At 27.0% G+C, this 11,859-nt stretch carries 11 protein-coding genes; 1 reads left to right on the forward strand and 10 read right to left on the reverse strand.

What is annotated here, in order from left to right; genetic code table 11:
- Window positions 1-99: 99 nt before the first annotated feature.
- Window positions 100-1,248 (forward strand): alanine racemase, encoded by a 1,149-nt coding sequence (gene alr, locus NSA58_RS08830; RefSeq protein WP_074079652.1) that lies wholly within the window; start codon window positions 100-102, stop codon window positions 1,246-1,248.
- Window positions 1,249-1,377: 129 nt separating this feature from the next.
- On the opposite strand, the gene NSA58_RS08835 is transcribed toward alr, so the two are convergent.
- The 10 genes from NSA58_RS08835 to polA all read right to left on the reverse strand — a co-directional run bounded on the left by NSA58_RS08835 (window position 1,378) and on the right by polA (window position 11,704).
- Window positions 1,378-1,770 carry a DUF3887 domain-containing protein gene (locus NSA58_RS08835; protein WP_039680220.1) on the reverse strand — a complete coding sequence of 131 codons (393 nt, stop codon included), beginning with the start codon at window positions 1,768-1,770 and terminating at the stop codon, window positions 1,378-1,380.
- 2 nt (window positions 1,771-1,772) lie between these two features.
- Complete coding sequence (locus NSA58_RS08840; protein ID WP_074079651.1) at window positions 1,773-2,510, reverse strand: YhfC family intramembrane metalloprotease; 738 nt, start codon at window positions 2,508-2,510, stop codon at window positions 1,773-1,775.
- Window positions 2,511-2,528: 18 nt separating this feature from the next.
- Window positions 2,529-3,611, reverse strand: coding sequence for a sensor histidine kinase (locus NSA58_RS08845; RefSeq protein ID WP_257560396.1), 1,083 nt, complete (start codon window positions 3,609-3,611; stop codon window positions 2,529-2,531).
- A 227-nt stretch (window positions 3,612-3,838) separates the two neighbouring features.
- Entirely contained in the window at window positions 3,839-4,555 is a 717-nt protein-coding gene (locus NSA58_RS08850) for a LytR/AlgR family response regulator transcription factor (protein WP_039680218.1), read from the reverse strand.
- A 183-nt stretch (window positions 4,556-4,738) separates the two neighbouring features.
- Window positions 4,739-5,788, reverse strand: coding sequence for a branched-chain amino acid aminotransferase (locus tag NSA58_RS08855; RefSeq protein WP_039680217.1), 1,050 nt, complete (start codon window positions 5,786-5,788; stop codon window positions 4,739-4,741).
- A 179-nt stretch (window positions 5,789-5,967) separates the two neighbouring features.
- Entirely contained in the window at window positions 5,968-6,180 is a 213-nt protein-coding gene (locus NSA58_RS08860; RefSeq protein WP_039680216.1) for a heavy-metal-associated domain-containing protein, read from the reverse strand.
- A gap of 29 nt (window positions 6,181-6,209) precedes the next feature.
- The gene (locus NSA58_RS08865) at window positions 6,210-7,889 is read right to left on the reverse strand and encodes an ABC transporter substrate-binding protein (RefSeq protein WP_074079648.1); all 1,680 of its coding nucleotides are present in this window, start codon (window positions 7,887-7,889) and stop codon (window positions 6,210-6,212) included.
- Window positions 7,889-8,446 carry a lytic transglycosylase domain-containing protein gene (locus NSA58_RS08870; RefSeq protein ID WP_039680214.1) on the reverse strand — a complete coding sequence of 186 codons (558 nt, stop codon included), beginning with the start codon at window positions 8,444-8,446 and terminating at the stop codon, window positions 7,889-7,891. Before NSA58_RS08870 ends, NSA58_RS08865 begins: the two co-directional genes overlap by 1 nt.
- On the reverse strand, window positions 8,439-9,041 hold the full coding sequence (gene coaE, locus NSA58_RS08875) for a dephospho-CoA kinase (RefSeq protein ID WP_079768044.1): 603 nt from the start codon (window positions 9,039-9,041) through the stop codon (window positions 8,439-8,441). The genes NSA58_RS08870 and coaE overlap by 8 nt, the downstream gene beginning before the upstream one ends.
- Before the next feature lie 8 nt (window positions 9,042-9,049).
- Window positions 9,050-11,704, reverse strand: coding sequence for a DNA polymerase I (polA, locus tag NSA58_RS08880; RefSeq protein WP_079764668.1), 2,655 nt, complete (start codon window positions 11,702-11,704; stop codon window positions 9,050-9,052).
- Window positions 11,705-11,859: the final 155 nt, after the last annotated feature.

Consider the following 11,859-nt stretch of genomic DNA (forward strand, 5'->3'; position numbering starts at 1 on the left):
ATATAATTGACATTTTATTTTCCTCATAGTATATTCTTAAATATAATTAAATATTTTAACTTTAAATTAAATTTTATTAAATGAAGAGGTTAATTAAATATGATAAATTCAAGTACATGGGCAGAAATAAACTTACAAAATATCAAATACAATGTAAATAGTGTAAAAAAAGCATTAAATAAAGGTACAAACCTTTGCTGCGTAGTAAAGGCAAACGCTTATGGTCATGGTGCTGTAGAAGTTTCTAAATTCTTAGAAAAAGAAAATGTAGATTTCTTTTCTGTAGCTAGATTAGAAGAGGCTTTAGAACTTGTTAAAAATAATATAAAAACACCTATTTTATGTATGGGTTATATTGATAACTGTAAAATTCACTATGCCATAGATAACAATATAAGAATTACAGTATATTCACTAGAAATGGCACAAAATATTAATGATTTAGCTAAAAAAATAAATAAAAAAGCTTATATTCATATTAAATTGGATACAGGTATGAGCAGAATTGGCTTCTTAGTAAATGATTATTCTATCAAAGATATAAAAAATATATTCTCTCTTGAAAATATAATAGTAGAAGGTATTTATACCCATTTTGCAAAAGCAGATGAGGATAACAAAGAGGCTACTTTTAAACAAATATCAAAATATCAAAAAGTTATTAAAGCATTAGAATCTGCAAATTTAAATATTCCTATAAAGCACGTTTCTAATAGTGCTGCCATACTAGATCTAAGAGATTGTGACTTTAATATGGTCAGATTAGGAGTTTCTTTATATGGGTGTTATCCTTCAGATGATGTTAGTAGAAAAATAGATTTAAAAACTTGTCTTGAATTAAAAAGTAAGATAAGTAATATTAAAACTATAGAAAAAGGAACTAGCGTTAGTTATGCTGGTACTTACACAGTTGATAAAGATACTAAAATAGCTACTATACCTGTTGGTTATGCTGATGGTTTCCCTAGAACTCAAAAAAATCCAAAAGCTTTTGTGAATGGTCGATTAGTTAATATAGTAGGCAGAATATGTATGGACCAAACAATGTTAGAGATACCAAATGATCTTACTGTAAATATGGAAGATGAAGTTATCCTAATTGGAGATATTGATGGTATAAAAATAGGCAATATTTCTGGAAATGTTGATACTATAGATCATGAAGTTTTATGTAATATAAATAGAAGAGTAAATAGAGTTTATTTAACTAATGAAGATAAATATACAGTTAATTATGTTCTAGATTAAATAGCAATTTAAAATTTTCATTACAAAGGCAACGCCCAATAATTAGAGTTACATATCCTAATTATTGGGCGTCATTTTATATTTATACAAATCTAAGGTCATTCTCAATATTATAGAAATTAGTTATATTTATTTAATATAAAATCCTGTAAGTTTCATATCTTTATTGTAGCTTATAGTAAATTTAACATTCCCATTTTCAAATTTAGCTATAATTACAACTGTTGCTTGGTCACCATTTCCCACTACTGCCTCTTTATCATAAGAATCAAATTTCCCTAAATCTTTAGCCATAGGTTCCCATACTTCTTTTATTTTGTCTGCAACCCCTGCATCTATAAATTCCTGACTTGACATTTCTTTTATTTTGTCATATTCTTCATTACACAACATTTGAATAACACTTTCTGTAGTAGTTTTTAATTCTTCTTCATTGAAATCTTCACTTAATTTTTTTGAAGAACATCCCACTAACATTGCACAACCTAGTGCCACCATTAAAAATAATTTTATTTTTTTCATTTCTATTCCTCCATCATAGTTTTATTTTCTAATTTATTAAATTTCATTTTGAATTTATATATTAAGTATAAGAATCCTAAACTCCAAATAAGTACATATATTTCCATACTTATTGCTCCCATATTAAACAACTGTGGTAAAATGCCTACTCCTGCATCTAATATGCCATGAAGTATAATAGCCACAAATAAATATGAAATCTTATTTAATCTTATTCCATATAACACAATCATTGAAAAACCTACATGTACACTTAGTACAAATAGTCTCTCTAGTCCCATTAAAAAAGCATTTATTGTGCTTATATTTGAGAGTTCTATTAAATTAGGACTAAATAAAAGTACTACTGCATTAATTCCTACTATTATAAATGCTTCTACACCCCAGTGTCCAAAACCAAAGCTTAGTCCATCGTTGTATTTTTTATTATTTTTCAAGAAATACTTAAATCCTATATACCTTCCAACTTCTTCAAAAATTCCTGCTGTCAACCCTAAAAAAATACTATATAAATAAGGATTTAAACTTAACTTCATGTACCAATTTTGATTTGCTAAAACATATGTTAATAAAGGTAGCCTTAATAATATTTGAGATATAAAGAATACTGAAACACCCACTATAAAAGGTTTTAACATTTCTTTTTTGTTAAATATATAGTAAAAAAGCATTAATAACGGAATTACAAAGGCTATAACAGCACTTAATATTAACCCTATTTTTATCCCTATTTCAATCATTTTCCCACTTCCCAATTTTTAATTTGGAATTACAATATTAACTTTAAATTCATAATCATCAAAATCAATACCTAAACTTCCTTCATATTTTTCTAAAGTTTTTCTTATATTTTCAATCCCCAACCCTTCATGATTAACCTTAGTACTTTTAATTTTTTTATTTTTCATAATTGGTTTATCTTTCATGGAGTTTATTATATTTATGACTATAAAATCATTAAATTTATTAAGATGAAACTTTATATATCGGTTGTCTTCTACTTTCTTCGCAGCTTCAATAGAATTGTCTAAAAGATTTGCAAATATTGTAGTTATGTCTATTTCTCTCATAAAATCAAGATTTATGTCCCCTATTTTACAATCAAAACTTATATTAGTGCTTTTTATGATTTGATATTTATCATTTAATATAATATTTAATATCCTATTACTTGTATAATATTTTTGATTTAATTCATTAAGCATTAAATGAACATCTGTTGTATACTTTTTAGCCAAATCTTGTTCTTTATTTTCATATAACCTTTCTATGGATTGTAAGTGATTTCTTATATCGTGAATTAGCTTCCTAGATTCTTTGTACTTACTTTCCAAATTATCATAATACTTGTGCTGCAATTCACTTTGCTGATGGTACAGTTTAACTTCATTTTTCAAAGTATTATTCTTTGATATAGCATCAAAAATATGAGTAACATATATATTTAAAATCAATACCAAAATCACGTTTACAAGCAATAAAATACTTTCTTCAAAACCTGCATATAACTGTAATAAATAAACTAAGGTAAGTATATAAATTACACTAAATAAAGGGATAACTAAAAATGTGAAACTTTGAAGTTTATTTATAACTTTTGCCTCACGTCTATTTATAAAATTTGTAAAAAGCTTTATGTAAACATATTCTATAATCCTAAGTAAAAATATAACTGTTATTTGTAAATAAGCTAAACTTGCAAAATAAATTTTTCCATAAGTTATTGCAAAGGATATAAAATAACTAACTAGTAAATCTACAAAAAGAAAACAAAGTGCAAATATACAGTAATATAATAAATAGAGCTTTGAATTATTATAAAGAAAATAACCTATTAACAATATTCCACTCAGAAAAGTAATCGTATTGATTATAAAACTCCCTGACATGGAAGCCAATACTAATACAATGTTAAACAATAGAAATGATGATATATAAATTATATTTTTTCTGTATATATTCCTATCTACTTTTTTCATAAAATCAAAGCAAGCATAAACAATAAACATATTTCCTATAATCGGTAATATTAAGTATGCAACTATATCAATATAATTATTAATCTCAATTACCCCCTTATCTGTTTCTCAATATGATTACCAAGATAAACATTGAGAGCACTTCTAAATTCACTTGATTTCTTCTGGGATAAAGGCACTATACTTTCATCCATCATATATACATCATAACCTTTGACAGATTTTACATTATACAAATTCACCACAAAGCTTTTATGTGGCATTTCAAAACCAAATTCTTTCATTTTGTCATTTATAACCGAAATTTTTTCTCTTATTATATAAGTTTTTTCGCTTGTTTTCATAGATATCTTTCTAGCTACATATTCAAAGTAATATATTTTCTTTATGTCTATTCTTACTACCCCCTCTTCAGTAATGAACTCTACAACGCATTCCTCATCTTCTTTCATATATAATAAAGCTTCATCGAGTTGATCATGAAGATCTGATTCTTTAATTGGTTTTACCAAATATCCAAAAGCGTGAACACTAAATGCAGAAGATGTATAATCTGTATAGTTTGTAACATAAATTATTTTTACTTTCTTATCATATACTCTAATTCTTTTAGCTGCTTCTATACCATTAATTCCATCCATATCTATATCTAAAAATATAATGTCAAACTTATCTTCACTATTTAATAGTCCTTCTCCACTTTTATATGAGTATACTTGCAAATCTTTTTTTTTGTAATTTTCTATTATTTCTTTTGTATGATTAAGAGTGATTAAATCATCATCACAAATAGCTATTTTAATCATCTATAATTTTCTCTCCCCTTACTTATTTTCATTATATATTCTTAAAGAATATAATATCAATAACTCTGCCTAAGGTATAGTTTTTTATACATAAGTTACAAGTAAATCATTAAATAATTTCTAACCTACTATTTTGTACAAAAAAATACCTAGAGAAATTCTCTAGGTATCTTAAATTATTTTCTATTCACTAACTTTAGCTGTTGTATCTGCTATTACTCTTATCCAACCTTCTGGAGCTTCTATTTTACCCATTTGTATTCCCGTTAATGTGTCATATAATTTTTTACAAATTGGCCCCATTTCAGTTGTACCATTCGCAAAACATATTACTTCATCTTTGTTAGTGACTTTTCCAACTGGCGATAAAACAGCTGCAGTTCCACATAATGCACATTCTACAAAATCTTTTAATTCTTCAACATGTACTTCTCTCTCTTCTACTTCTAGTCCAAGATATTCTTTAGCAACATACATTAAAGAACGACGAGTTATTGATGGAAGTATAGTATCAGATTTAGGTGTAACTATTTTATTATCTTTTGTTACAAATATAAAGTTTGCTCCACCTGTTTCTTCTACCTTTGTTCTTGTTGCTGCGTCTAAATACATATTTTCATCAAATCCATTTTCATGAGCAACCTGAAGAGCATGTAAACTCATTGCATAGTTAAGTCCAGCTTTAACGTGACCTGTACCATGCGGTGCTGCTCTATCAAAATCACTTACACATATACTAAGTGGCTTAACCCCACCTTTGAAGTATGGTCCAACAGGTGTTGTAAATACTCTAAACTGGAATTTAGTATCTGGTTTTACACCTATTACTGCACCACTTCCAAATATATATGGTCTTATGTATAATGTTCCTCCACTACCATATGGCGGAACAAAATCAATATTTGCTAAAACAGTTTTCTCTACTGCATCTAAGAATTTCTCTTCTGAAACTACCGGCATATATAATCTTGTTGCTGAATCTGCTAAACGCTCAGCATTAAGATCTGGTCTAAATATAACTACTTTACCATCTTCTGTTCTATAAGCTTTTAATCCTTCAAAACAAGTTTGTGCATATTGTAAAACCCCTGCACATTCATTAATTACCACATTAGAATCCTCTGTTAAAACACCTTCATCCCAAGTACCATGCTCATAATTAGATACATATCTTTTAGCGGTTTGTCTATAATCAAACCCTAAGTTCTCCCAATCTAGATTTGTATTTCCCATATTACCACTCCTAAATCTATTTTTAAATTTATATCTATTATAAATTACTTATCTTTCAAATACAATTTTATAGATTTTTAAAAATAGAAAAAAGGAATATTATAAAAATATTCCTTTTTTTACTTTAATTAAATATAAGTTGATTTATACTAATTAATTTAGATTATTTAGTTTGAATTTTATTCTACACCTATTAAGTTAAAACCTAGATCTTCTATTAATGCTTTAACTTTATCAATATCTACACTATCATCCATATCAACGATAGCATATTTTCCATCTAGATTAACTTCTAAAACTTCTACACCTTCAATATCCTCTGTTAGAACATCTGTTAAGTTGCCAACACAATGGCTGCATTTCATCCCTTCAATAGATAACTTTCTTTTCATGTAGTTATTCCTCCTATTAGTAAATTCGCTTATTTACTCATTTGTAAATTTGAAATTCCTTTATAAATATCAAAATCATTTGGATAAATTTTTCCTTCAAGTCTTTTATTAGATACTATAAAATTATCTAATATCCCTAAAGATATAAATAATCCTTTTTCAACCACATATTTTTGAATTTGATCATATACTTTTTTAGTTTCATCCTCTGATTTAGAATTTCCTAAAGATTTAATATAAGTTAAAAATTGTTTATCCTTTATATTACATGATTCTAATATTCCTCTAGCATCAGGAATGCTTGATAATGAATATCCAACCACTGCTAAATCATATTCTTTAGAATTAAGCGCTTTAGCTAAATCTTTCTCATTTAGTTCTTTTACAACACTTTTAATTCCTATTGATGATAAGTTTTGTTTTATAGTATTAGCTACTTTTATTCTCTCACCATTTTCAGCTGAAACTACTATATTTAACTCTATTTGCTTTAGCATTTCTTTCATGTCTTTTCTTGAAAGTTCTGAATTAGAAGAAATACCAGTAGAATTATCCTCTATTATTCCTTGTAAATCTTGTGAACTCTGTTTACTAGCATCAGTTTGTTTTTGTGATTCTAAAGACTCATTTACTGATTTTAGTGCCTCTGTTAAATACTTTATTGCATTTTCTTTATTATAATCTAAATCTTTAATATCTTTATTATAGTATTTACTTGTTGTATTAAGAGGAAAATGTGATAAAGTTGCGTTATCTACATAAGCTTCTTTTAAAAGTTGTTTTCTATCTATTGCTGATATTATAGCCTTTCTAAAATTAACATCATTCAAAAACTCATTATCATAATTGAATATAACCATCTCATAATTTCTACCTTCATAATTAGTTATATTAAACTCTTTTTTCTTCTCAAACTTACTTAATTCTGATAAAGTTACACTAGCAATATCACTATCTAATGAAAGTACCATCTCCGTTTGTGATTCCTTATCAGGTACCATTTTCACAAAAATTTCTTTTCTATTCTCTGGTAAATCTCCAAAGTACTTTTCATTTCTTTCAAGTATCATGTATTGTCTATCTACATACTCTTTTATTTTATAAGGTCCATTACCTAAAAGATTATTCTTATACTTATTTACTTCATCAGTTTTTAAGCTACTTAATTTATCCTTTGAAACAATTGGAAATGTCAACTTTTCTATTATAAAAGGATCATTCTCATTCAAATTAATGGTAAAATTCTTACTATCATTTATTTGTATAGATTTAATATTTCCAACTAAGTCTGAATAAGGATTATCTTTAATTTTTTTAATTAAGTCTACAGTAAAATTAACATCACTAGATGTTAGTTCTTTATTATTATGCCAAGTGGCATCTGACTTTAATTTAATATTTATACTTTTACCATCTGAAGACTTTGTATACGTTTCAACTAGTCTTGGTTCAACGTTATAGTTTTCATCAATTTCGAATAAACCATCATAAATTAAATTCATTATATAACCCACTGATTTATCTCTGTTTAATATAGGATTTATAGTCTTTGGAAATAACATTGTTAAGTGAATATAATTTGACTCTTGAATATTATACTCGTTTATTTCTTCATTACTATCTTCATTTTTATTTTCTTTGGCACATCCTACAGTTCCCAGAACTATGGTTAAAACTATTGCTAGAAGTTTTATTAATTTTTTCTTCATTAGTTCCTTCCTTCCTCGCTGTATAACATATTATATTGTTCATAATATTTCTTTACTTTTGTTATATATCTATCTGTTTCTAAAAAAGGTATTGTATGTAAGTTTTCTCCATCATTACTATATTCTTCATCACCCAACCATTTTTTCACATTTCCAGAACCACCATTATATGCTGCAATAACTAACTCTGTTTTTCCGAACTCTTTATATAAAGTGTTCAGATACCAACAACCTACTCTTATGTTAGTTTCCGGATCATATATATCTATATCATCATTTAGCTCTAATTCTTCTATTGCCCAATCTCTTGTAATATCCGCAATTTGCATCAAACCTTTTGCACCTCTGCGTGATAATGCTTTTTCATTAAATTTACTTTCTGCTTTTATAATACTATAAACTAAATTTTCATCTAGATTATATTCCTCTGCATATTTTTCTACATATGCAGAGTACTTTTTAGGGTAGAGTAAAGTTTTTATTCTACCACCTTCTAAATAAATTGTTCCGCCTAAGATTATAATAACAGATAAGATTAAAATACTTTTCTTATACACTCCACTTCTCCTTTATATAATTCAAAAATATAAAAGCCTTGTTTTTTAACTCGTCAATTGTACCCGAATTATCTATTACATAATCTGCATATTTTACTTTATTTTCTTGACTCATTTGAGATTTTATTCTACTAAGTGCTTCCTCAGTAGAACAATTATCTCTTTTTTTTATTCTTTCAATTTGTATGTCTTCATTACAAGTAACTACTAGTAATTTATCAATAAAATTTAAATAATCTGATTCAATAAGTAATGCGGCATCTAATACTACTATTTCTTTATTTTGCTTTTTATACTCATCAATCTGATCACTTACATTTTGCCTTATGATCGGATGAGTTAGCTTATTAAGCTGAATTAGTTTTTCATCATCATTGAAAACTATTCTTCCTAAAGCTTTTCTATTCAAAGAACCATCTTCATTTTTTATATCAGTTCCAAAAGTATAATATACTTTTTGGAGTAATTTTTCATCATCATAAATTTGTCGCGCAATAATATCTGCATCGACTATATCTATATTTTCTTCACTAAATATTGTTGATAAACTACTTTTTCCACAACCAATATTTCCAGTCAATCCCAAAATAAGCATAATTTCACCTACTTAGTTTCATACCATGAATCTCCAACATTTAAATCTACATCCAAGTGTACTTGTAAATTAACTGCTGATTCCATTTCTTCTTTTACTATTTTACATACATCTTCTATCTCTTCATCTACAGCTTCAACAATAAGCTCATCGTGTACTTGTAATATTAGTTTTGATTTAAGTTGCTCATCTTTTAATCTATTATAGACATTTACCATAGCTATTTTTATAATATCAGCTGCACTTCCTTGGATAGGAGCATTCATAGCGAATCTCTTTCCTTGATTTCTAACCATAAAATTACTTGAATTTATTTCTGGTATATATCTTCTTCTATTGAAAATAGTTAAAGCATATCCATTGTCTGTTGCATTTTTTATTGCATCATCCATAAATACTTTAATTTTGTCATAATTTGCAAAATAACTTTCTATATAAGCTTTAGCCTGTGGCACTGGTATATTTAAATCTTGAGATAAACCAAAATCAGTTTTTCCATATACTATACCAAAGTTTATAGCTTTAGCTTCACTTCTTTGCTTTGAGTTAACTTCATTTACATCCACGTCAAATATTTGAGATGCTGTCTTTGAGTGAATATCTATATCATTTTGGAAAGCTTCTATCATATGCTCATCTCCACTCATATGAGCTAATACTCTAAGCTCTACTTGAGAGTAATCTGCATCTACTAATTTACAGTGATTATCTGCAATAAATACTTTTCTTATTTCTCTACCCATTTCAGTTTTAACAGGTATGTTTTGTAAATTTGGTTCAGTAGAAGATATTCTTCCTGTAGTAGTTATTGTTTGATTAAATGAAGAATGAATTCTACCACTTATAGGGTTGATTATGTTACTTAATCCTTCCACATATGTTGAGTTTAACTTAACTATTTGTCTATATTCAGTAATCTTGTCTATTATCTCATGTTTATCTCTAAGTTTTTCTAATACATCCGCATTAGTTGAGTATCCAGTTTTAGTTTTCTTAACTACTGGAAGTTCAAGTTTTTCAAATAATATAACTCCCAATTGTTTTGGAGAATTTATATTAAACTTTTCCCCTGCCATTGAGAAAATTTCTTCTTCTAAGTTTGCAATTATACTTTTGAACTTATCTCCCAGTTCATTAAGTTGATTCTTGTCCACTGCCATACCACAGTATTCCATAGATCCTAATACTTCTACTAACGGCATTTCCACATCATAGAATAAGTATTCCATATCCATATCTTTAAATGCTTTTTCCATAATTGGGTATACATTATAAACTATATTTATTATTTCTCCGAAATATGTGCTCAACTCTTCTATATCTAAGTCTTGGAATTTCTTAGCTTTAGCACCTTTACCTAGTATCTCTTCTTCTGATTTAATCTTTTTAGTTAAATATTTCATTGCTATATCACTACATTCATAAGAAGTTGATGATTTTGAATCTATTAAATACTCACCTATAGCTATATCGAAGAATATATTGTTCATATTTATATTGTATGATTTTAATGATAAGTAATCATCTTTTAAATTGTAGCCGATTTTCTTGATTTCTTCATTTATAAGAAGATCTTTTATTAATTCCAATTTTTCATCACTTAAATAGTAAATATCTTCTCCATTTGTACTTATAAATACATATAAAATATTTTTATCTAATATGTTTCCTACTTTTTTTACAGTTTTTATAAATAATTTATTAGTTTTTTCTACTTCTCTTTTTAACTCTTCTACATTTTCTAAAGGAACAATGTTTAATTCTATCTTTTCTTCCACTGAACACTCTTCACTACCTGAATCCATAGATAGAACTTGCTTTATTAATGTGTTAAATCCAAACTTTTTGAATTCCTCTATTACTGCATTTTTATCATAATCTCCGTAAGCTAATTCCTCTAAACTTATTTCAATAGGTACATCTCTCATAATTGTAGCTAGTTTTTTACTAAATATAGCTTGCTCTTTATTTTCTTCTATCTTTTTCTTAACGCTTCCCTTTAGTTGTTCAGTGTTTTCTATTAAGTTTTCTACTGAAGAAAATTCCTTTATAAGTTTTATCCCTGTTTTTTCTCCTATTCCAGGAACTCCTGGTATATTATCTGATTTATCTCCCATTAGTCCTTTTAGGTCTATAAATTGTGTTGGAGTCATTTCATATCTTTCTATAACTGAATCATAGTTATATTCTTCCACTTCCCCTACACCTTTTTTAGTTATCAGAGTAGTAATTTTGTCTGATGCTAATTGTATAGCATCCTTATCTCCTGTAACTATATAAACTTTAAAGCCGTTGTCTTCTCCCATTTTTGAAACTGTACCAATTAAATCGTCAGCCTCATATCCTGCCATTTCCATTCTATGTATGTCAAACTTATCTAATAATTCTTTTAAAGGTTGTAATTGTTGACCAAGTTCACCTGGCATTTTCTTTCTTCCTGCTTTGTACTCGGCAAATTCTTTATGCCTAAATGTTGGTGCTTTCATATCGAAAGCTACACTTATGTGAGTTGGCTTATAGTCATCTATTATTTTAAATAACATTCTAGTAAAACCATATATGGCATTAGTATGTAATCCTTCACTATTTGTCATATCTGGCAATGCATAAAATGCTCTATTTATTATCGAGTTTCCATCTATAATTATTAATCTTTTGTCCAAGTTTATCACTCCTATATTTTTCAATATTATATATTTATATATCTTATTATATACCCATATATTATTATTTAATAATACCACAATAATCAAATTATATTAAGGTGTAAAAAAGAAAATTACAATAGCTTAATGTCACTAATCATATATGTTTACTG

Origin of the sequence: Terrisporobacter muris (genome assembly GCF_024621905.1) — a bacterium.
Taxonomy (GTDB): domain Bacteria; phylum Bacillota; class Clostridia; order Peptostreptococcales; family Peptostreptococcaceae; genus Terrisporobacter; species Terrisporobacter muris.

Bases quoted from the DNA above. Each gene is read 5' to 3' on its own strand.
- alr (WP_074079652.1), top strand. From the start codon at position 100: ATGATAAATTCAAGTACATGGGCAGAAATAAACTTACAAAATATCAAA.
- NSA58_RS08835 (WP_039680220.1), bottom strand. From the start codon at position 1,770: ATGAAAAAAATAAAATTATTTTTAATGGTGGCACTAGGTTGTGCAATG.
- NSA58_RS08840 (WP_074079651.1), bottom strand. From the start codon at position 2,510: ATGATTGAAATAGGGATAAAAATAGGGTTAATATTAAGTGCTGTTATA.
- NSA58_RS08850 (WP_039680218.1), bottom strand. From the start codon at position 4,555: ATGATTAAAATAGCTATTTGTGATGATGATTTAATCACTCTTAATCAT.
- NSA58_RS08855 (WP_039680217.1), bottom strand. From the start codon at position 5,788: ATGGGAAATACAAATCTAGATTGGGAGAACTTAGGGTTTGATTATAGA.
- NSA58_RS08860 (WP_039680216.1), bottom strand. From the start codon at position 6,180: ATGAAAAGAAAGTTATCTATTGAAGGGATGAAATGCAGCCATTGTGTT.
- NSA58_RS08865 (WP_074079648.1), bottom strand. From the start codon at position 7,889: ATGAAGAAAAAATTAATAAAACTTCTAGCAATAGTTTTAACCATAGTT.
- coaE (WP_079768044.1), bottom strand. From the start codon at position 9,041: ATGCTTATTTTGGGATTGACTGGAAATATTGGTTGTGGAAAAAGTAGT.